Source organism: Kitasatospora sp. UYEF31, from assembly GCF_057291755.1.
Genome location: NZ_JBXAWK010000025.1, coordinates 13,508 through 34,723, shown reverse-complemented (window position 1 = coordinate 34,723; position 21,216 = coordinate 13,508). Strand labels below are relative to the sequence as shown.

Annotated in this window: 19 protein-coding genes; 6 read left to right on the top strand and 13 right to left on the bottom strand. The window is 69.0% G+C overall.

Going from position 1 to position 21,216, the window contains the following annotated elements; translation table 11 throughout:
- Positions 1-13 precede the first annotated feature (13 nt).
- Positions 14-436: a hypothetical protein gene (locus tag AC0Z36_RS14895; protein ID WP_485463337.1), complete on the bottom strand. Its 423-nt coding sequence runs from the start codon at positions 434-436 to the stop codon at positions 14-16.
- Positions 437-670: 234 nt separating this feature from the next.
- On the opposite strand from AC0Z36_RS14895, the gene AC0Z36_RS14890 reads away from it, so the two are divergent.
- Positions 671-1,063, top strand: coding sequence for a hypothetical protein (locus AC0Z36_RS14890; protein ID WP_485463336.1), 393 nt, complete (start codon positions 671-673; stop codon positions 1,061-1,063).
- Here the strand turns inward: AC0Z36_RS14890 and AC0Z36_RS14885 are convergent.
- From AC0Z36_RS14885 to AC0Z36_RS14870, 4 genes are all read right to left on the bottom strand, one after another.
- Complete coding sequence (locus tag AC0Z36_RS14885) at positions 990-2,327, bottom strand: tetratricopeptide repeat protein (RefSeq protein ID WP_485463335.1); 1,338 nt, start codon at positions 2,325-2,327, stop codon at positions 990-992. The two genes, AC0Z36_RS14890 and AC0Z36_RS14885, sit on opposite strands and share 74 nt — an antisense overlap.
- Positions 2,328-2,453: 126 nt before the next feature.
- The gene (locus AC0Z36_RS14880) at positions 2,454-4,028 is read right to left on the bottom strand and encodes a GMC family oxidoreductase (RefSeq protein ID WP_485463334.1); all 1,575 of its coding nucleotides are present in this window, start codon (positions 4,026-4,028) and stop codon (positions 2,454-2,456) included.
- 8 nt (positions 4,029-4,036) lie between these two features.
- Positions 4,037-5,596, bottom strand: coding sequence for an APC family permease (locus AC0Z36_RS14875; protein WP_485463333.1), 1,560 nt, complete (start codon positions 5,594-5,596; stop codon positions 4,037-4,039).
- Between the two features lie 114 nt (positions 5,597-5,710).
- The gene (locus AC0Z36_RS14870; RefSeq protein WP_485463332.1) at positions 5,711-7,180 is read right to left on the bottom strand and encodes an aldehyde dehydrogenase family protein; all 1,470 of its coding nucleotides are present in this window, start codon (positions 7,178-7,180) and stop codon (positions 5,711-5,713) included.
- A 480-nt stretch (positions 7,181-7,660) separates the two neighbouring features.
- On the opposite strand from AC0Z36_RS14870, the gene AC0Z36_RS14865 reads away from it, so the two are divergent.
- Entirely contained in the window at positions 7,661-7,834 is a 174-nt protein-coding gene (locus tag AC0Z36_RS14865; RefSeq protein WP_485463331.1) for a hypothetical protein, read from the top strand.
- A 45-nt stretch (positions 7,835-7,879) separates the two neighbouring features.
- Here AC0Z36_RS14865 and AC0Z36_RS14860 read toward each other — a convergent pair whose 3' ends face one another.
- The 6 genes from AC0Z36_RS14860 to AC0Z36_RS14835 are packed head-to-tail and all read right to left on the bottom strand — an operon-like array spanning position 7,880 to position 14,086.
- Positions 7,880-8,368, bottom strand: coding sequence for a YcxB family protein (locus AC0Z36_RS14860; protein WP_485463330.1), 489 nt, complete (start codon positions 8,366-8,368; stop codon positions 7,880-7,882).
- 37 nt (positions 8,369-8,405) lie between these two features.
- Positions 8,406-9,929: a PrsW family intramembrane metalloprotease gene (locus AC0Z36_RS14855; RefSeq protein ID WP_485463329.1), complete on the bottom strand. Its 1,524-nt coding sequence runs from the start codon at positions 9,927-9,929 to the stop codon at positions 8,406-8,408.
- A 36-nt stretch (positions 9,930-9,965) separates the two neighbouring features.
- Positions 9,966-10,712 carry a tRNA (guanosine(46)-N7)-methyltransferase TrmB gene (trmB, locus tag AC0Z36_RS14850; protein ID WP_485463328.1) on the bottom strand — a complete coding sequence of 249 codons (747 nt, stop codon included), beginning with the start codon at positions 10,710-10,712 and terminating at the stop codon, positions 9,966-9,968.
- Between the two features lie 25 nt (positions 10,713-10,737).
- Positions 10,738-11,376, bottom strand: coding sequence for a Uma2 family endonuclease (locus AC0Z36_RS14845; RefSeq protein ID WP_485463327.1), 639 nt, complete (start codon positions 11,374-11,376; stop codon positions 10,738-10,740).
- A gap of 33 nt (positions 11,377-11,409) precedes the next feature.
- Positions 11,410-12,627, bottom strand: a complete 1,218-nt coding sequence (gene lhgO / locus AC0Z36_RS14840; protein WP_485463326.1) for an L-2-hydroxyglutarate oxidase — start codon at positions 12,625-12,627, stop codon at positions 11,410-11,412.
- Positions 12,628-12,649: 22 nt separating this feature from the next.
- Positions 12,650-14,086 carry an NsdA family TPR-like regulatory protein gene (locus tag AC0Z36_RS14835; RefSeq protein ID WP_485463325.1) on the bottom strand — a complete coding sequence of 479 codons (1,437 nt, stop codon included), beginning with the start codon at positions 14,084-14,086 and terminating at the stop codon, positions 12,650-12,652.
- Positions 14,087-14,377: 291 nt separating this feature from the next.
- Between AC0Z36_RS14835 and AC0Z36_RS14830 the strand changes: the two genes are divergently transcribed.
- Both AC0Z36_RS14830 and AC0Z36_RS14825 read left to right on the top strand, forming a co-directional pair.
- Positions 14,378-16,273, top strand: a complete 1,896-nt coding sequence (locus AC0Z36_RS14830; RefSeq protein ID WP_485463324.1) for an albusnodin/ikarugamycin family macrolactam cyclase — start codon at positions 14,378-14,380, stop codon at positions 16,271-16,273.
- Between the two features lie 139 nt (positions 16,274-16,412).
- Positions 16,413-17,585, top strand: coding sequence for an acyl-CoA dehydrogenase family protein (locus AC0Z36_RS14825; RefSeq protein ID WP_485463323.1), 1,173 nt, complete (start codon positions 16,413-16,415; stop codon positions 17,583-17,585).
- A 10-nt stretch (positions 17,586-17,595) separates the two neighbouring features.
- Here the strand turns inward: AC0Z36_RS14825 and AC0Z36_RS14820 are convergent, their stop codons facing one another.
- Positions 17,596-17,943 carry a hypothetical protein gene (locus tag AC0Z36_RS14820; RefSeq protein ID WP_485463322.1) on the bottom strand — a complete coding sequence of 116 codons (348 nt, stop codon included), beginning with the start codon at positions 17,941-17,943 and terminating at the stop codon, positions 17,596-17,598.
- Between the two features lie 239 nt (positions 17,944-18,182).
- Between AC0Z36_RS14820 and AC0Z36_RS14815 the strand changes: the two genes are divergently transcribed.
- On the top strand, positions 18,183-18,635 hold the full coding sequence (locus AC0Z36_RS14815; RefSeq protein WP_485463321.1) for a universal stress protein: 453 nt from the start codon (positions 18,183-18,185) through the stop codon (positions 18,633-18,635).
- 125 nt (positions 18,636-18,760) lie between these two features.
- Here the strand turns inward: AC0Z36_RS14815 and AC0Z36_RS14810 are convergent, their stop codons facing one another.
- Entirely contained in the window at positions 18,761-19,483 is a 723-nt protein-coding gene (locus tag AC0Z36_RS14810) for a TetR/AcrR family transcriptional regulator (protein ID WP_485463320.1), read from the bottom strand.
- A gap of 310 nt (positions 19,484-19,793) precedes the next feature.
- On the opposite strand from AC0Z36_RS14810, the gene AC0Z36_RS14805 reads away from it, so the two are divergent.
- Positions 19,794-21,119, top strand: a complete 1,326-nt coding sequence (locus tag AC0Z36_RS14805; RefSeq protein WP_485463319.1) for an NAD(P)/FAD-dependent oxidoreductase — start codon at positions 19,794-19,796, stop codon at positions 21,117-21,119.
- The last annotated feature ends 97 nt before the right edge of the window (positions 21,120-21,216 follow it).

The window sequence follows — 21,216 nt, the reverse complement described above, 5'->3', positions numbered from 1 at the left end:
TCGTACGGGAGGCTCAGAAGCTCGCAGCCACACCCGCCGGCAGGAACGGATTCTCCTCGCCCGCCGGGAACGAACTCCAGCCCTGGGCCGCGAAGTGGTCCATGAGCTGGTGCTCGTCGGACTCCTCGGCCGGCCACTCGGCGTTGAGGACCGCGTGCACGGACGGGGTGGGGTAGTTCTCCCACCAGTCCACGACGTGCCCTTCGAGGTCCACGGGCACCGGGTGGTGCTCGACCCGGTGCACGATCATGTACGGACCGCCGGTCCACGGGTGGATGTGCGCGCCGCCGACCGGGATGGCTGAGATCGAATCCCCGCCACGGGGCATCGCCTGGCTGGCGAAGTCGCCCGACAGCAGGGAGCCGACATAGCCGGTGGGCGGGCGTTCCGGGGATACGTCCTGGTAGAAGTCCACCCGGATCCGGTACCGGATCACCTGATGCCCCTTTCCTCGGGAAGCCTTGGACGTGTCAATCGGCGCATGACACATCGGGGCGAAGCCGACAGTGTTATTGGAAAGATACGTATATCAGCCGCCGCAGTTCCCCCGGGCGGGAACCGGTGTTCGGGGACGGGCGGGTAGTGTGCATCAGGTGTGCGAACCCTTACACAGGGCAGACAGCGAGCACTGGATGCTGTATCCACCCACCGAAGACCCAGGGGGATCCCAATGCCCCGTCGCAAGGAATTTCCCGAAGCGGCCCGGTCCGCCGCAGCCCGCGCGTTCGTATTCTTCGCGGTGACACTGGTGGCCGCGATGGTCGCCGCGCTTGGTGTGATCGCCGACGCCGACGTCTGGATCCCCGCGGTGCTGTTCGGCGCGCTCTGCCTGCTCGGCTGCGGCTGGAGCCTGCTCGAAGTGATGATTGAGCGTCAGATCGACGTCGAGCGGGCCGAACGCGCCACCGGACACTACGAAGTGCACCCGGTGGCCCCGGCACTGCCGGACCTGTTCCACGACCAGCGGAACGGCCGGCGGAGTGGTCAGATCACCGGTCGGACGCCCCGCGTCCCGGGTAGCGCGCGGCCCACCGCCCGTCGAACTCCTGCAAAGCGTCGATGACCAGCGGCGAGTCCAGGCCGCAGTCCACCAGCGCGTACGCCTCGTCGGCGGCCTGCCTAGCGTCGTCGGGGCGGTCCAGTTCGAGGCGGCACCTGGCCAACCGGCACAGCATCAGCGCTCGGTCCCGCAGCCGTTCGGGCGGGCATTCCACGATCCCGCGCTCTAGCAGTTCCTCGCTCTCGTGGAAGTCGCCGAGCAGCATGTGCGCGTGCCCGATCAGCCCGTCTATGTACTGCAGGCCGTGACGCACACCCCAGAGCGGCAGCGGATCGGGGAGCGGCTGGTTGATCAACGAGTAGGCGAGGTCGCTGGCGGCCCGCAGGCCCTCCGCGTTGCCCACTTCGCCGTGGAAGCGGGCGAGTCTGGCCCGTTGGGTGGCCTGGGTCTGCGGCGGCAGCAGTCCCGCCGCGCCTTCGCTGCCGATCCCGTCCAGCTGCATGGCGTCGAACCGGTGCCCGGCGAAGAACATCGTGCTGGACAGGCAGCCGAGGATGTCCGCGCCGAGCACCCGGTCACCGGCCACGTGGGCGGCCCGCAACGCGGCCAGGTAGTGCCGTTGCGCGGGCAGGGCCTCACCGCGGTCGTGCAGGCACCAGCCGGTCAGCCGGGCGAGTTCGGCGGCGATGCTGAACAGCAGCAGGCCGGTGTCGTTCTCGTACGCCCCGGTCCGCAGCAGCGCCACCGTCAGCCGGAGGCGTTCGCGTACGGTCCGGAACATCGCGCCGCCGCCCAGCCGTTCGGCCATCCGGATATCGGCACGGGTGGCCTGGACCAGGTCGGCGGTCAACGTGCCCGGGACCCGGGCCTTCCCGGACGCCGGGGGCGGCACGTCGGCCTTCTCCATCCACGGGAGCACCGCGTTCAGCAACGGGTCCCCGGACGGGAGGTCGACGTTCCGGGTGAGCTGGACGTACAGCAGCGAGTTCAGGGCCCGCAGGGCGTTGTCCGCGGTCCACGGGCCGTCCATGGGCGGCTGTTGCGCCTCCCGGTCGGACCCCGACTTCCGCCGCAGTCCGCCCCAGCCCAGATCGTCCAGGGTGACCGGGCTGCCCACGGCGTTCGTCAGCACTTCGCACGCGGCCCTGGCCACCCGCGGATCCCGGGGCAGGCGTCCCTTGTCCCGCCATCCGTACGGGGTCGTCGGGTTGATGCGCCGGTTTGGTGTCAGGTACGTGTTGATCCGGGTCGCGAAGCTCTCGCAACTCCAGTCAAGGCGTTCCAGTACCTGCTTGAGGTAGGCGTTTTCGCCCGAGGGTGGGCTCATGCGCGGACGTTACCCCCCTGGTGAGTGCGTTTACCCACCAACGACCATCGGATCAGGTCCGGTCCGGACTGATCTGAATGAGTGTCAGCAACGCCCGCCCGCCCGCCGGACCGGAGCCCGGACCGCTCACCCGGCGGCGTCCTCCCTGATCATGTCGGCGCACTTCTCGCCGATCATCATCGTCGTGATGCACGGGTTGACCGTGATGAGATCCGGCATCACCGAGCCGTCGGCGACCCGCAGCCCCTGGATTCCCTTGACCCGCAGGCGCGGGTCGAGCGGGGCCATCCGGTCGTGCGCCGCACCCATCTTCACCGTCGCGGACGGGTGGTAGACGGTGTTGTGGGTCTTGGAGATGTAGTCGCGCAACTCGTCGTCGGTACGGACATCGGGCCCCGGGGCGAGTTCCGCGCCGGCCCAGCCCGCCAGCGCGGACTGGGCGGCGATCTCCCGGGCCAGGCGCAGCCCGTACGTCATCACCCGCACGTCGTGCTCGTCCGTGAAGTACCGCGGGTCGACCTTGGGCTTGTCCCGGAAGTCGCGGGTGCGCAGCCGGACCGTGCCGCGCGACCGGGCGCGGGTGACGTTCGGCGTCAGGCAGAACGCGTTCTCGCTGGTGGGGTAGTTGTGCCGGTAGGTGTTCAGGTCGAACGGCACCGAGCCGTAGTGGAACATCAGGTCGGGGCGGTCGAGGCCGGGTTCGGTGTCCGCGAAGATGCCGATGTCCCACCACTGGTCGGAGGTGGTCACCATGGGCTGCTTCGCTTCCCACATCATCACGCCCTCCGGGTGGTCCTGGAGGTTCTCGCCGACGCCGGGGGCGTCGAGGACGACGTCGACGCCGACCTCCCGCAGGTGCTCGGCCGGGCCGATGCCGGAGAGCATGAGCAGCTTGGGGGTGTCGATCGACCCGCAGCTGACGATGACCTCGCGGCGGGCGGTGACCGTGCGGGTGTGGATCAGGTCGGGGTCGAGGTACTGGGCGCCCGTACAGCGGCGGTTCTCATCGATGAGCAGGCGTTTGGCCCGGACCCCCGTCCGTACGTCGAGGTTCGGCCGGTTGCCCATGACCGGGTGGAGGTAGGCGACCGAGGAGGACTGCCGGGTGTTGTCCTCGTCGGAGTTGATCTGGAACCAGCCCGCGCCGCGGATCACCGTCGTACCGGTGTTGAACGTGGTGGTGGGGATGGCGGCCTGGGCGCAGGCCGCAAGCAGCGCGCTGCCGCAGGGGTCGTTGGGCTTGATGGTGCGGATCTTCACGGGCCCGCTGCGGCCGTGGTGGTCGCCGGGTGCGTCGTTGCTCTCCAGGCGCTTGTAGAGCGGGTAGACCTCGGCGGCGCTCCAGCCCGTACAACCCGCCGCCGCCCAGCCGTCGAGGTCCTCGGCCGGTGCCCAGAAGGCGATGCAGGAGTTGTGCGAGGAACAACCGCCCAGGACGCGGGCGCGGGAGTGCCGCATGAAGCTGTTGCCGTGCTCCTGCGGTTCGACCGGGTAGTCCCAGTCGTAGCCGGATTCAAGCAGGCCCATCCAGCGGTCGAGCCGCAGGATGTTGTCGTCGCCGACGTCGGACGGGCCCGCCTCCAGAACGCACACGGTGACCGTCGGGTCCTCGCTCAGTCGGGCGGCGACGACGTTCCCCGCGGTGCCGCCGCCGACGATCACGTAGTCGAACTCATCTGTGTGGTCTGGTGTTTGGTTCATTGTCGTCCTCACAGGGATTTTGTGGCTTCGGTAGCCGGTTCCGCGCGGTGCTCGTCGAGTACGCCGGTCTTCTTGCGCTGGACGAACCAGTAGTAGCCGAAGCCGCCGAGGATCACGGCAACGACGAAGAGGACCGCGCCCCAGCGCAGGTACCAGTGCTGCGGCCCGGTGGCGTTGTAGACCTCGGCCCTGGGCCACAGCAGGTTGACGGTCATCAAGGTGCCCCACAGGACAGCGATGATGTTGACGGGCAGCCCGAAGCGGCCGAGCGAGAACCCGCCGGGCCGCGGCGTCCAGGTGCCGCGCAGCCGCTGCTTCAGCATCGGCAGGGTGACCATCAGGTAGGCGACGTAGATGACGACGATCGCGATACTGGTGACCGTGGTGAAGATCTGCGGCTGGTTGATGTTGACGGCCAGGATGGCGATCGCCACAACGCCGATCAGGACGGTCGCCAGGACCGGAGTCTTGAACCGCGGGCTGACCTTCGCCAGTTTCGAGCCGCCCGGCAGGTTGTTGTCCCGGGCCATCGCGAAGATCAGGCGCATCCCGGCGGTCTGTACGGCCAGGGCGCAGACGGTGATCGCGATGACGACGCACCACAGGAAGGCCTGCCCGACCGCCTCGCCGAGGGTGTCCTTGACTACGAACTGGAGTCCGTGCTCGGCGAGTTCCGGGGCGCTCAGGTCGCGCGTGGCCAGCAGCGCGAAGAGCAGGATGAGGCCGCCGAGGACAAAGGAGGCGAACAGCGAGCGCAGGATGGCGCGGGGGGCGTTGCGGACCGGGTCGAGGGATTCCTCACCGAGTGAGGAAGCGGTGTCGAACCCGTACATGACGTACGCGGAGGCCAGCGAAGCGGTCAGGAACGCGCCGAAGTAGCCGAGGTCCTGTCCGGCGCCGAAGCCCTGGGTCTCCACGAGGGCGCTCGGGCCGCGGGTCATGTGCGCGGCGAACAGCCCGATCAGCAGGACAGCGGCGATCAGCTCGATGACCACACCGGCGGAGTTGATGGTGGCCATCAGTTTCACGCCGAAGGCGTTCACCAGGGTGGTGAAGACGATGAGGATCGTGCCGAGCAGCACGGCGTTGGCGGCTTGGTCGTACTTTCCCGTGCCGTCCCCGACGATCTGGAACACGCTGGAGATCTGCGGCAGAGTCAGTTGGTAGGCCAGCGCCACAGCGGCCAGCGACACCATGCTCGCGACGGTCATCAGCCAGCCGCCCAGCCAGCCGACGTGCGGCCCGCCCATGCGTTTCGCCCAGTTGTAGACGGAGCCGGCGACCGGGTAGCGGGCGGCCAGTTCGCAGAAGCACAGGGCGACCATCAACTGTCCGAGGAAGACCATCGGCCAGGACCACCAGTAGGCCGCCCCGCCGAAGCTGACGCCGAAGTAGAACATCTGGAAGGTGCCGGTGAGGATCGAGATGTAGCTGATCCCGGCGGCGAAGGTGTGGAAGTTGCCCAGTGTGCGCTTCAGTTGGGGCTTGTAGCCCAGTTCGGTGAGCGCCTCGTCATCGGACGTACTTGCTTTGGATGCTGCGGGCGCGGTGGATATGTCGACCGGCAAATTTCTCCTGAGGTCGTACGGGCAGCGGCGTAACGGCGGGTGCGGCCGGAGCGGAAGTGGTCCGGGCAAGCACGGGCCAGGCCCGGTCGTACGGAGTGGAAGCGCGCCGCGCGGTCAGTCGAACCAGCGCTGCGGCTCAGCCGCGGTGTTCCGCCAGATGTGCTTCGCCTCGGTGTACTCCGCCAGTCCCGCGGGGCCCAGCTCGCGACCAGTACCCGACTGCTTCATGCCACCCCACTCGGCCTGCGGCACGTACGGATGGAAGTCGTTGATCCACACGGTTCCGGCCCGCAGACCGCGGGCGACGCGCTGCGCACGGGCCTCGTCCGTCGTCCAGACCGCCCCGGCCAGGCCGTAGACGGTGTCGTTCGCGAGCGCCAGCGCCTCGGCCTCCTCGTGGAACCGCTCGACCGTCAGCACGGGGCCGAAGGACTCGTCGCGCACCACGGACATCTGCGCAGTGCACTCGTCGAGGACCGTCGGCGGGTAGTAGAAGCCGTCGGCGAGCGCGGGATCGTCAGGGCGCGCGCCGCCGAGCCGCAGCACGGCACCCTCCGCGAGGCCGCCGGCGACGTACGCCTCGACCTTGTCCCGGTGCGCGGCCGAGATGAGCGGTCCCGTACGGGCGTCCTCGTCGAACGGGCCGCCGAGCCGGATGCGCCCGGCACGGGCGACGAGTTCGTCGACGAAGCGGTCGTGCAGGGAGTCCTCGACCAGCAGCCGGGCACCGGCCGAGCAGACCTGCCCGGAATGCAGGAAGACGGCCATCAGGGCGTAGTCGACGGCGGTGTCGAAGTCCGCGTCAGCGAAGACGATGTTGGGGTTCTTGCCGCCGAGTTCGAGGCACACCTTCTTCACCGTGGGAGCCGCCGCCGCCATGATGCGCCGACCGGTCGCCAGGCCCCCGGTGAAGGACACCAGGTCGACCCGGTCATCCTCGGTCAACGGCCCGCCGACGGCGGGCCCTGTGCCGAGCACAAGATTGGCGGCACCGTCCGGCAGCCCGGCCTCCTGAAGCAGGCGCATCAGCATGACCGCGGTGTGCGGAGTCAGCTCGCTGGGCTTGAGGACAAACGTATTGCCCGCGCCGAGCGCCGGAGCGACCTTCCACGCCGTCTGCAACAGCGGGTAGTTCCACGGGGTGATCAGCACACAGACGCCGACCGGCTCGTGGACGACGCGGCTGTCCACGGCCGGGTTGCCGGTGTCGATCATCCGGTCCGGGCCGCCGGCACCGACCAGGTTGCCGAAGTAGCGGAAGCAGTTGGCGATGTCGTCCATGTCGTACGCCGACTCCACCAGACGCTTGCCGGTGTCGAGGGACTCCGCGCGGGCGAACGCGTCCTTGTCCCGGACGAGCAACTCGGCGACGCGCAGCAGCAGAGCGCTGCGGTCCGCCGCAGGGGTGTGCGGCCACGGACCGTGGTCGAACGCATCGCGGGCGGCGGCGACCGCCGCGGCGGCATCCTTCGCTCCGCCTTCGTCCACCCGGGCGACCAGGCTGCCGTCCGCCGGACACCGGATGTCCCGGCTTTGCCCTTCTGCGGCGGCCGTCCAGCGGCCGCCAATGAACAGTTCGGGCATGCATTCCTCCAGGTCAGGCCGTACGGACTGACTCGCACAACCGCGACGAAAACCGCTGCGCGGACCATCCGGACAGCGGCCGCGCGATTCTCAACATGTAACACGCGTCGGCCTCAGCCGCTCAGTACCCGCCTGTCACTCCGCTTTCCTGCCCTGACACCGGGGGACCACACCGATCACGCGGGGAGACGCACGACACCTCACTCCGCGTGGTGCGGGCGATTACTCGTCGGTAGTCGGTGGAGTGAGTCTTTTCCGGCTGACACCGGTTCAGGAACTCAGGAAGACCGCTGAACGAACTGAAACCGGATCACCCGCCGATCGGTTCCACGGTTTCCGCCGCTTCAGTAGTCGCGGCACTTCCGCTACTGGCGGGTAGGCGGGCATTCCTCACACACTGTATTTCACCAGGACGACGCATTCGAGGATATGTCTCCTGAATATGCCACCTATTAAGGAGTGTGTGCAGTGACCCTTGGAATGCTTATCATCATCACGTTCATCCTGACCGCCAACTGCAAGAAGATCGTCACCGCATTCGGCCGGATGCTCGCCGCAGCGGTCACCGCAGCGGTCACCGCAGGGGCCATCCTGGGGCTGGTCCTCATTTTCTCCGGCCTGATCATCGGCGTCCGGGCAGTGCAGCAGAGCTGAACCGCACGGCTGCGTGGCAGCCTCAGCCGCTGGCTCGACGAAGCGTCAGCGGCGGGCGTAGGGCCTGGTCAGGAAGAATTCCCGGATCTGCGCGTTCTCGGCGGCGCTGAACACCCGCGCCGGTACGGTGATCGCCTGACCCGGATTGAATTCGAGGGTCCACTGGCCGTCGACTTCCCGCAGTTTGCGGAAGCGCTTCCATTCCACCTCGGTGGCCCTGCCGCCGATGGTCGACTGGAATGCCTTATCGGTCAGCACCAGATCGCAGACATTGCCGTACATGTGCTTGTTCTGCCGGGCCGCCATGATCGGCGCCCACACCCGAAGCCCGATCAGGGCGACGCCGAAGCCCAGGAATGCGAACGGCGGCCAGGAGATCCCGCCGCCGAACAGGCTGCCCGCGAACAGGGCGATGCCGCCGCCCACCAGCAGGCCGCCGAGAAGGGTCACACCGCGGAAGAGCCCGCGCCGGAAGGCAAGCACGCCGTCGGCGATGTCGCTGGCGGTCGGTACGTAGCTGGCGGTGATGTGCACGGCGGCGGATCTCTCCAGGACTGGCGTGAACGGGCCCTCATCGTCGCATGTACGGGTTCTCCGGAGCGGCCGGCCGCACCTGCGCATTAGGCACTGTGTACGGACCCGGCTGCGCCGGAACCACGTACGTCTGCTGCGACCACTGCCGCCGCCCGGGGCCGCCCGGCTGCGGCATCGCCGACCACGGCGGCTGACCGGTCGGTGCCTGACCGGTCGGTGCCTGACCAGTCGGCGTCGGGCCCCACGGCGTCTGCGCCCACTGCGCCGCTTGCCACTGCGCGCCCGGCCGCTGCGCCGCTTGCCACTGCGCCCCAGCCCAAGGAGCCGGCTGCCGGCGCGGTGTCGGCAAGGTCGTGTGCAGGACAGTCGAAAGATAAGGCCGTACGGTCGACAACCGCGCGAGCAACTCGTGCTCCTCCGCCGCGTGGTTGGTCGCGGGTCGGCCCCCGGCCGCCTGCCGGCGCAACTCCGCGAGCGCGGTCGCGTCCCATTGATAAGCCTGTACGGCCCGCACCCCGGCGGGACCGAGCAGCACCCGCGCGGCCCGGACCTCCCTGGCCCGGTCCGCCATCGACGACAGGACGCCCACTTCGTGCGGCGCGAACCAGCCGGCCTGGGCGTACCAGGGCAGCTGATCGGCCACCGCCCGCAACTGCCGCCGCCGCACCAGGACCGCAACGGTGATCATCCCGGCCAGGATCGGCAGCATCACCAGGATGTACACCAGCAGGAACGCCGTACCGGCCAGCGCCGAGCCGTTCCACGCCGAGTGCAGCCCGACCCCGACGACGTAGCCGCCGAGCACGGTCAGCGGCGCCAGCCAGCGGCTGCGCATGGTCACGGCGAAGCCCACCGCGAGCCCGAGCGACCCGGTGAACAGCGGATGCGCGAACGGCGACATGATCGCCCGGACCAGGAAGACCACCAGGGTGTCGGACATCTCGCCGTCGTTGAACGAACGGCCGAAGTAGAGGATGTTCTCGGTGAACGCGAACCCGGCGGCGCTGACGCCCGCCGTGATGAGCCCGTCGAGCGGGCCGCGGATCCACCGCCTGCGGGCGATCAGCAGGATCAGCACCGCCGCGCCCTTGGCCGCCTCTTCGATGAGCGGCGCGACGACGGTCAGGCCGAGCGTCTCGGCGGTGTCCTCGCCGGAGGACTTCGCGAGGAATTCGTACGACCAGGTGTTGGTGAGCAGCGCCACCAGCGCGCCCGCGCAGCCGCCCCACGCGAACGTGAACAGGAGGTCCCGCCAGGGCTGCGGGCGGGCCCGGCCCAGCCACAGGAACGCCCCGACCACCAGCGGCACGGGGACGACCGCGAGCAGCGCTCCGACGGCGAGCCCGGCGCCGCCGGTGCGGCGGCCGACTATGACCGCGAGCACGATCCCGCACACCAGGAGGCACAGGGCGAGGCCGCCGACCTGCGTCCTGGACTCACCGAGGAGGCCCCGCAGCCGTTTGTAGGCCGACGGTTTCGCGGGTTCCAGCTGCGCCTGCGCGGGGCCGCCGGATATGTAACCCGGCCCGTCTGCGGTCACCGGTCGCAACTGCATGTCCATGGAAAGACTGTAGTTGCAGGGAGGAAGGCCGAGAGCTCAGATGCGGCGGAAGACCAGATCAGCGACCGCGTGGCCCTTGGCCAGTCCCTGTCGCTCGAACTTGGTCACCGGACGCCAGTCCGGGCGGTCGGTGTAACCACCGCCTGGGGCGGTGTTCTCCAGGCCGGGTTCGGCGTCGAGCGCCGTCAGCATCCATTCCGCGTACGGTGCCCAGTCGGTCGCGCAGTGCACGGTCCCGCCGGGCCGCAGCCTCGACACGACAAGGTCCAGGAACGGGCCCTGGACGAGCCGCCGCTTGTGGTGCCTGGACTTGTGCCACGGGTCGGGGAAGTAGACGCGCAGCCCCGCGCACGTCCCCTCGGCCAGGTGGTCACGGAGCAACTCCACCGCGTCACCCTCGACTACACGTATGTTCGTCAGGCCCTGCTGCTCGATGAGGTTGAGCAGCGCGCCGTGGCCGGGTGTGTGCACGTCGATGGCGAGGATGTTCACCCCGGGCTCGGCCGCCGCCATCGCGGCCGTCGCGTCGCCCATACCGAAGCCGATCTCGACAACCACCGGCTTGTCGTCGCCGAACAGCGCGGCCAGGTCGATCAGGCCTTCGGTGTCCCTGATCCGCAGGCCGTACGCGGCCCACAGTCGGTCGATCGCGCCTTCCTGGGCGACGGTGATCCGGCCCCGCCGCGGCAGATAGCTGCGCACGGCGCCGAGTGGCAGCGGCTTCGCGGGACCACTGGTGGACAGGGCGACGGCGGCCTCGGGGGCCTCAACAGGGGAAGTCATAACCGACCCAGGATAAACCGGCTGGTCACCCCGGTTGATCGTCCTGCGTGCGGTCCTTGGCGTCTTCCGCGCGGTCTTCCTGGAGATGTTCCTTGATGAACTCGGTGTCCACCGAGATCCCGATGGGATCGGGCAGCCAGACCTTGTCGCCGATGGAGTACTTCAGCGGGGGGCCGTAGCCGAGCGACCCGGGTTCGGAGTAGACCAGGATCTCGGCCTTCTTCCGGTCCACGACCATGTACACGGGAACGCCGGACAGCCCGTAGTCCCGGACCTTGTCCTTCAGGTCCACATTCCGGGTGCTCTTGGAGGTGACTTCCAGGGTCATCCGCACCCCGGAGAAGGAAGCGGCCCGCAGGCCGGCCATGGGCGCGACTTCGTCTATCGCCGCGACGAACAGGTCAGGAACCCGGCCGAAGCCGGAGACCGCCTGGAACTCCTGACCGGTGTCCACCTCCCAGCGGGCGGGGACGTGGGCCTCGAGCTGCTTGGCGATGCCGTGCCGGATGCGCCGGTGGGCGTGATCCCCGGTGGACATCATGATCAGGCCGTCCATGGTGCCCTCGAACGTCACACCCTCGAACCGTCCGCTTTCACGGAGCACCTCGATGACTTCCAGCTGCCTGCGGACTGTCTCGTCGGCCTCGCGCATGGTCTGTCCCATTCCTCCGGCTGGACTGCTCCGGACTTTACGCGCTCAGCCCCCCAGCCGCTTCAGGCCGAGCCGCTCAAGGACCCGGCCCGCGATCTCGTCACCGATCGGCAGCGCGGCGGTGGCCGCCGGGGAGGGCGCGTTGAGCACGTGCACGGTCCGGTCGCCGCCGGTGATCAGGAAGTCGTCGACAAGGTCGCCCTTCGGCGTGACCGCCTGCGCGCGCACACCGGAACCGGCCCGCACGAGATCTGCGGACCGCACGGCCGGGAGAATGCGCTGCACGGCCTGCACAAAAGCGGGTTTGGCCACCGACCGCAGCACCTCGCCGGTGCCGTAGCGCCAGTGCTTCTTCGCAACGTTCCACGTGCCCCGGTAGGCCAGCGTCCACGCGAGCTCGCGCGGCGACACACTGCCCCACGAATAACCTTCGCGGCGCAGTGCCAGGACCGCGTTCGGGCCCACGTGGACATCACCGTGGATGCCCCGGGTCAGGTGCACCCCGAGGAACGGAAACGCCGGGTCGGGTACGGGGTACACCAGGCCGTTGACCAACCCCCGCCGGTGCTGGGCCAGTTCGTAATACTCCCCGCGGAACGGCACGATCCGCACCGGTGGCTCGTCACCGGCCAGCAAGGCGATCTTGTCGCTGTACAGCCCAGCGCAGTTCACCAGGACCTTGCCGCGCACCTCGCCGAGCCGCGTCTGCACGACCACTTCGCGCTGGTGGACGGCGATGTCGACGACCGCGGAGCCCGTCCGCAGCGACACCCCGCGCCGGTGCAGCAGATCGACCAGCGTGCGGCACACCTCGCTGTAGTCCACGGTCCCGGTGGTGCCGACGCGCAGCCCGGCGATCGCGCGCACATGCGGCTCGTACGTCCGCACCTCGGCGGCGGTCAGCTCCTTGACCGGCACGCCGTTGGCCTCGCCTCGGCCCAACAGGTCCTTGAGGCGCGGGAGTTCCGCGGCGTCAGTGGCTACGACGATCTTTCCGCCGACGTCGTGGGGAATCCCGTACAGCCGACAGAACTCGATCATGCGCCGGGCGCCCTCGACCGTGAACCTGGCCTTCAGCGAGCCTGGCTTGTAATAGAGCCCCGAGTGGATGACACCGCTGTTGCGCCCTGACTGGTGCCGGGCCCAGGCGGTTTCCTTCTCCAGGACCACCACGGAGGTTTCCGGACTGCTTTCGGTGATCGCGTACGCCGTGGCGAGTCCCACGATCCCGCCACCGATCACGACCACGTCGAAGTTCAGCATGTGCTTAAGGTTATGCGGTGCTCTATCCGCTCAGGGCGACAACAGTCCTGGCCTTCTCCTGGAGTTCCTTGACGCGTGGCTCGTTCTGATATTTCTGAAGACCCGTCAAAAGGTCGCGTACGTAGGACTTGTGACGTTCGGAACTCACCCGGCCCGCGACCTCGACCGCCTGGGTGCCGCCCGCGCAGGCCGCGTCCAGATCGCCCGCCTGGAGGTCGGCCTGGGCTCCGACGACCAGCCGCAGGCCGTGTGAGCGCATGAACGACTCGCTGCGCCCGGCCAGCGCCTGCGCGGTGAAACGCAGCGTCTGGTCCGGCATCTTGAGGTCGCGGTAGCACTCGGCGCCGTCGGCGCACAGCCGGTCGTAGGAGAAGAAGTCGATCCACTCGGGGTCGTCGTCGCCGGTGCGGGCCCGTTCCAGGCAGGCCTCGGCGGCGTTCAGCGACTGTGCGCACAGGCGGGCGCCCCCGCCCCGCGCGTGTGCGCGCGCTTCGACCAGGTGCAGGAACCCCATGACCCTGGTCGTCGCGATGCCGCGGTTGCGTTCGACAGCGGCCTGCGCGAGGTCCACCGCGCCGTCCGCGTCGCCCCGGTAGACGGCCTGCAGGCTCATCGACGACAGGATGTAGCCGCCGAGCGGCACATCGGCCGCCGCGCGGGCCAGGCGCAGGGCCTGGATGTAGTAGCGCTGGGCGACTTCATGCTGGCCGGTGTCGTAGGCCATCCACCCGGCGAGGCGGGACAGTTCCCCGGCCGCGCCGAACAAGGAGCGGCCGACGCTGTCCGCGTAGGTGCCCTGGATCAGTGGAGCGGCTTCCGTACGCAGGCATTCGGGGACCATCGAGGCCCGCCAGTCGCCGCCGCCGTACTTGCTGTCCCAACGCCTGGCCTCGTCGGCCGCCTCGCGAAGTTTCTGGACGTCGTTGTGACCGACCTGGCGGTCCGAGCCGAGGTGTTCGGCGCGGGCGTCGGCGGGGGCGATGAGCCAGCGGCCCATCGGGACGGCGTACGCCGCGACGGCGAACGTCCCGGAGAGGAACTCCCGGCGGTCCACGTGGTTGTGCCTCCACAGTTCGGCGGCCCCGCGCACGGCCTCGGCCAGGTCGCGGGGGAAGGACAGGCCCAGTACCGGGTCGGCGGGGGTGTCTTCGTCCAGGCCGATCTCGGCGAGTGAGACCGGCCGGCCCAGACGGTCGCTGAGGATGGCGGTGATCAGATGGCGGACGGGCCCCTGCGGGGTCATGCCCTTGCCGACCCAGCGGGCGACCGAGGTCTTGTCGTAGCGCAGGGTCAGGCCGCGGACGGCGCCCAGGTCGTTGACCCGGCGGGCGAGGCCCGCGTTGCTGACGCCGATGTCGGTGAGCAGATCGCCGAGCAGGGTGTTGGGCGCGCGGCGCGGCGCGGTGCTGATAGGCGGAGGCCCTGACGGCGGATCTTCGCTTTGTGGACTGTCGCGCATGGAACTCCCCCGGTCAGCGGCCCTCCATTCTGCCCAGCGTAACCGGAGGGTCACCTTGCGGTAAGAGAAAAGTCAGCCGAAAGCGTTCCGTACAGGACATCTGGCGGTACATCAGAAAATACGGCGACAGGCCGAACGCGTGCTGGGCTTTAGGTACTCTGCGGAAGATGTCTGAGGCTTCCGGGGTATTGCTGAACGGGTCCACGCCCCTGGGGTGCGCCCGTGCGCCGGTCCTTGAGCTCTAGTCAGGTATGCCTTACCTTGCTTCGCTGGGGATAGCCGCTCAAGTCCGTGGTGTTGCCCGAGGGGGTCGAGTCGAAGATGCGATGGTTCGCCGGTACGACCGCTGGAGCAGAAGCCCCCACCCCGGCCGGAGCGCGTCCCCTCTGGGACGGCCCGGACGCCCTGTGGCTGATCGGGGACTGGCCGGACACCGATGTCCACATCCTGGAACGCGGCACCGTGAAGATGGCGGTGCTCGGGCACTGTCGGGCCACCGAGACCGAACTGCGGGTCGGCATGGCGGCGGCGCGCGGCGGCGGGATCCGCTCGCTGACCTGCTGGGCGGGCAGCTACAACGTGGTGCTCAAGCTGGGCCGCCGCACGCTGGTGCTCGGCGACCTGGCCGGACTGCGGCCGGTCTTCTTCACTCCCATCGGCCAGGGGACGGTGTTCGCCTCGCAGGCACTCCCGCTCGCCGATCTCACCCGCGCGTCCCTCGCGGGCGACCTGCTCGGGGCCCGGCTCATCTGCCCCGATGTTCCCGAACTTACCGCCGGACGATCGATGTTCGCCGGTGTGGACCGCCTGGAACCGGGCCACACCCTGGAGCTCGGCGCGACCGGCAAGGCCGTGACCCGACTGCACGAGCAGTCCGCCGCGCGGGACTTCACGGGTGCCGCCGTCGCCCTCCGCGAGGCGCTGACCACAGCTGTCGACCGCCGGGTCAAGGCGGCGGAGCACCCGGCCACCGACCTGTCCGGCGGCCGGGACTCAGCGGCGATCGCGCTGCTCGCCGCCCGCTCGGCGGGGCGCGACATCCTCGCGCTGACCTGGCAGGACCCGGCCGCCCCCGACGACCCGGAGTGCGCGGCCAGGATCGCCACCGCCTCCGCCAGACTGCGGCACCTGCTCGTGCCGGCCGACGACGACTGCCTTCCGTACAGTGGCCTGGAATCGCTCCCCGGCGTTGTGCCCGACGACCCCGACCAGAGTCTCACCACCTGGGCGCGGACCGACCGGCTGCTCGCCGTCGCCCGCGACTGCGGCATCGACATGCAGGTCACCGGTTACGGCGGTGACGCCGTCCTGGGTGTCCCGCTGACCTACCTCGCCGACCTCGTGCGCGACGGCCACCGGCTGCGCGCGGCCCAGCACGCCCGCGCCTGGGCCCGGCTCACCGGCCTGCCGACCAGCGAACTCGTGTCCGCCGTACGGAAACTCGCCCGGACGTCCTTCGCGCAGGCGCTGACCGGAACCGCCGCCGCACTCGACGACCCCCGCCAGTCGGCGCGTCCGCCGCTGCTCGCGTGGTGCACCCCGGGCCCCGGCGCCGACTGGGCCACCCCTGACGCCCGCCGCCAGGTCGCCCGCGCGCTGCGCGGACTGGCCGCCGAAGGGGAGACGATGGACCAGCACCCGGGGGACCGCTCCGCGTGGGTCGCCGTCCGCCGGGCGGGCGAGCGGCAACGGGCCCTGCAACAGCTCGCCGAACCCAGCGGGATCCACCTCCAGTCGCCGTACCTGGACACCGAAGTCGTCCGGGCCGCGATGTCCGTCCCGGCCTGGGCCCGCGAACGCGGCGACGGTCCACGGGCGTTGCTGCACGCAGCGCTCGACCCGGTGGTGCCGCGGGTGCTGTTCGACCAGGTCGGCAAGGGCGACTACACCGCCAGTGAACTGCGCGGCCTGCGGGCCAACTCCGAACAGCTGCGGGAGCTCCTGCGGCAGCCGATGCTCGCGGAACTGGGCATCATCCAACCCGGCGCGCTGCAGCAGATCCTGGGCCACGCGGTGATCTCCGGGCATGACAGCGCCAAGGGCATCTCCGCCGCGCCGCCCGTCCCGTTGGGCGCGCTGGCCGACGTGATCTCCGCGGAGGTGTGGCTGCGGGCGGTGTCAGCCGGCCAGGTGTGCCGCTGGAACGCCGCACCGGCGGTGGGCGGCCGGTTGACCGCGGTGGCCTGATCCGCCGAACACGGAGATCTTTACCCGTGGGTAGCTGAACGCTCTACCGCTTTGCGGTCCGACGACGTACGGTCTGGGTGGCCGCAGGGTGGATGCCCCTTGCAGTCACTCCACAGCCCCTGTACGGAGGAGACCGCTGATGAGGGACCGTCATCTGGAGCCCGAGCACATCGCATTCCGCGAAGCCGCCCGGGAGTTCGTGCAGCGGGAGATCGCACCGTTCCACGAGGAGTGGGAGCAGGCCGGCATCGTCGACCGCGAAGTCTGGCGCAAAGCCGGCAAACAGGGCCTGCTCGGCATCGACGTCGACGAGGAGTACGGCGGCGGCGGGGTCAAGGACTTCCGCTACTACGCACTGCTGTCCGAGGAGATGATCCGCGCGGGCGCCTCAGGCCCTGGATTCGGCCTGCACAACGAGGTCGTCGCACCGTACTTCAACGAGCTGTGCACCCCGGAGCAGAAGCAGCGCTGGCTGCCCGGCTTCTGCTCGGGCGAGCTCATCACGGCCATCGCGATGACCGAACCGGGCGCGGGCAGCGACCTTCAGGGCGTACGGACCACGGCGCGTCGTGCCGGAGGCGCGCCATCGGCAGAGCGCGACGGTGACCACTACGTCCTCAACGGCGCGAAGACCTTCATCACCAACGGGATCAACAGTGACCTGGTGATCGTGGTGGCCAAGACCGACCCGTCGGCGAAGGCGTCGAAGGGCACGAGCCTGATCGTCGTCGAGCGCGGCATGGAAGGCTTCGAGCGCGGCCGTAACCTCAACAAGGTCGGCATGAAGGCGCAGGACACCGCCGAACTGTTCTTCAATGACGTCCGCGTTCCGGTCGAGAACCTGCTCGGGACCGAGAACAGTGGGTTCTACCACCTGATGCACAACCTCCCGCAGGAGCGCCTGGGCATCGCCGCCGCGGCGGTGGCCGGCTGCGAGACCGTGCTCGCGCACACCCTTGAGTACGTGAAGACCCGCACGGCCTTCGGCCAGCCCATCGGCAGCTTCCAGAACACCCGCTTCGAAATCGCCGAGATGGACACCGAGGTGGAGATCGCCCGGACCTACCTCGACGACTGCATCATGCGCCACCTCAACGGCGACCTCGACGCGGTCGGCGCCGCAAAGGCGAAGTGGTGGTGCACCGACCTCCAGAAGCGCCTGGTCGACCGCTGTCTCCAACTGCACGGTGGCTACGGCTACATGCTGGAATACCCGGTGGCCAAGGCCTTCATCGACACCCGCGTCCAGCCGATCTTCGGCGGCACGAACGAAATCATGAAGGAGATCATCGGCAGATCGCTGGGCATCTGAGCAACTCGCGCTACCCGGTTGGGTGCTGGCTGCCGGATCCCGGCGTCCAGCTCCCGTCCGTTCCTGTCACCACGTGCTGGTGTCCAGTTTGAGGTTGAGGGGCTCCGGCACTGTCACGGTGGCTGGCATAACTGTCGCGGAACTCCACCCAGCGGGTCCAGCCGAAGGCTTCGATGATCTGCTGGTGGATATTGTTGAGAATCAGCGTGTGACGGCTGATGTGGGCGGCTGAGATGGTGATCTCCCCGTCGATGATCTCCGTGCTGAGCCCCGTGGAGAGCTCTATCGCACGGGCGATCTCGACAAGATCAGTGGGCGGTGGTGTGGTGGTGGGAATGTCTTCGCTTACAGCGGTCACTGGATGCTCTCCTCGCCGTACACAAGCCAATTCCAGTATGGTGCAGGCCGCTGGAGGGTGCCGGATACGTGGGACGAAGCCGTCGTTGGGCAGGTCGTGTCCGGAGCGTCCATGCCGGCCCCTGGGCGATCGGGTGAACTTTCCCTACTAAATACCCGTGAAACGGATATATCTTCCCGCCTGCGGTAAAGGTCCTTCGCTTTTGTGGCCACACTGGCAACAGGCGTGAGGGAGCACCAATGGCGCAGGAAGAAACCCCCGGCGTAGTCGTCGGAGTCGACGACTCGGAGTCGGCCCGCAAGGCGTTGGACTGGGCGATGACCGAAGCAGAGCTGCGGGGACTGCCGTTGCACGTTGTCGCTGCGGGTCCGGTTGCGCAGCCGTACGCGGGGGCGGCGTCGGGAACCGTCCACGGGCAGGAACTGGTGCATGCCGCCGATCAGTTGCGGCAATTCGTACAAGACCTTGTCGAGGCCGTCGAGCAGACGCGCGGGCGGTCCTTCGGCGGGGTGCTGCACATCCAGGTGTACGCCGGGACCGCGACCGAAGTGCTGCTCGACCTCTCCGAGCGACACGAGTTGCTGGTGGTCGGGTCCCGGGGCTCGGGTGGGTTCTCCCGGCTGCTGCTCGGGTCGGTCAGCACGGTGGTCGTCCACCACGCGTCGTGCCCGGTCCTGGTCGTGCGGAAGTAGTCACCGGACGCGCGGGTTCACCGTACGGAATTCTTCATCGCGGAAGTGGCCACCGGGCGGCAGGGTCGACCGTACGAAATTCGTTGCCTTCGCCTGGTTACCGTTGCCTGGCCGCCCGCGACCGGTCATTTCCGCCCGTACAGCAGCAGGCCTTCCAGGTCAGGCCGGGTGAACGGCTTGCCGGGCAGCGGTGAGGCGCCCTGGGCGCGCATGCCGTCCAGCATGATGTCCAGGAAGCGCACCGCGAGGCCCACCCGTTGCCCGTAAGGCAGTTCGACCGGTGGGAACAGGCAGCTCAGCAGCAGTGAGATGTCCGCGTCGGAGACATCCGCGCGCAGTGCGCCGGACTCCTGGGCCTGGTCCACAAGGCGGGCCATGACCTCGCCCAGATCGGCTCGGGCCCGCGTCATCTCCTCGGTGACCGGGACCCGGCCGCCGAGCATCGGCAGCAACCGGCCCGTACCGGAAACCAGCGCGAACCGCAGGTGCCGGGTCAGCGCGGCCCACGGGTCGGCCTCCTCGACCAGGGCCCGCTCAGCCTCTGCGGCCAACCGCCGGGTCTCGTCCACGATCACCCGCTGGACCAGTGCGTCCTTACCGGGGAAGCGCCGGTATATCGTCCCGACCCCCACCTGCGCCCGGCGGGCGACCTCCTCCATCGAGGCGTCGTAGCCGGTCTCGCCGAAGACGTCGCGGGCCGCCCGCAGAACCTGTTCCAGATTGCGTCGGGCGTCGGTGCGCAGACCATCGTCCGGGCCGGGCGAGGTCGGTGGTCGCGAAGTCCGGCCCTCACCCAACGGCCGTCTGGCCGCCGGGATGGACGCGCTGCCACGACTGTCGACGGTCACCCGCGATGTCCGTGCCGAAGTCGTACGAGCTGGTTGGATTCGTGCGTTTCCCATGTCGTGTCCCCCGAGGCAGGTTAAGCAGTCCATCCCCTACTAGGAGCCGAAGCCGACCCCTAGACCACCTGGCCGTTGCCTGTCCGCCGCCGAGCGTACCCGACACGGTGTCAGCACAAGGGGTGAATCCTGTCGGGATTTGCACACGGCGTGAAAGATACCTGACAGAGCGTCGCATCCCGTCGCCAGTAAGGGCTTTCGCGACAGATCCGGCGATCGGCGGATTGCCCGGCGACGTGTTGGGCACGATCGCCCCATGACGACTGCCCGGACGCGCACCCTGAAGCCCGCCAGGATCCTCATCGTCGGCGGCGGTTACGTCGGCATGTACACCGCCCTGCGCCTGCAGCGCAGACTCAAGACCGGGGAAGCGGTGATCACCTTGGTCGAACCCCAGTCGTACATGACCTACCAGCCCTTCCTGCCCGAAGCCGCAGCCGGGGCGATTTCGCCTCGGCACGTTGTCGTCCCACTGCGCCAGGTGCTGCCCAAGGTGCGGGTCATCACCGGGGCGGTCTCCTCGATCGAGCACGCCCGCCGGGCCGCCCGGGTCGAGCCGCTGGCCGGTGCTGCCTACGAGCTGGAGTACGACTACCTGGTGGTGGCCCCCGGGTCGGTCGCCCGTACGCTCCCGATCCCCGGACTCGCCGAGTGCGGCATCGGCTTCAAGACCATCGAAGAGGCCATCGCCCTGCGCAACCACGTTCTCGAACAGCTCGATATCGCTTCCTCCACCCGCGACCCGTCGATCCGCGACAAGGCGCTCAGCTTCGTCTTCGTCGGTGGGGGGTACGCGGGTGTGGAGGCGCTGGCCGAGCTGGAGGACATGGCGCGGTTCGCCTGCCGCTACTACCCCAGCATCACTCCGGGGGACATGCGTTGGATCCTCGTAGAGGCGTCCGGCCGCATCCTGCCCGAAGTCGGCGAGGACATGGGCCGCTACACGGTCGGCGAACTGCGGCGCCGGGGCATCGAAGTGCGCCTGGAAACCCGGCTCGAATCGGTGAAGGACAAGCGGGTCGTCCTGTCCGACGGCACCGAACTGGACGCCAGCACGCTTGTGTGGACCGCCGGGGTCAAGCCCAGCCCGATGCTGTCCCACACCGACCTGCCCGTCGACGAGCGGGGCAAACTGGCGGCGCGCGCCACCCTGGAGGTCGAGGGGACCAACGGCGTGTGGACGGCCGGGGACTGCGCCGCGGTGCCCGACCTGACCCAGCCGGGCAAGTCCACCAGCCCCAGCGCGCAGCACGCGGTGCGGCAGGCGAAGGTGCTCGCCGACAACATCCTGGCGCGGCTGCGGGACGAACCGGCGAAGGAATACCGGCACAAGTACGTGGGCTCGGTCGCCTCGCTCGGCCTGCACAAGGGCGTCGCGCAGGTGTACGGCATCAAGACCAAGGGCTGGCCGGCCTGGTTCATGCACCGCACCTACCACCTGAGCCGGGTGCCCACCGTGAACCGGAAAGTGCGCATCGCCGCGGAGTGGACACTGGCTTTGATGTTCCGCCGGGAGATTGTGTCGCTCGGGTCGATCGAGCACCCGAGGGCGGAGTTCGAATACGCGTCACGTGGCGACTGACCGGTTCTGCGGACCAGTCCAAACACCGGTGCGGAGACCCGTCCGACAGTCGCGTAAGGATGTCCAGCTTGTCCCCCAAACGGGGGCCCGCTTCCGC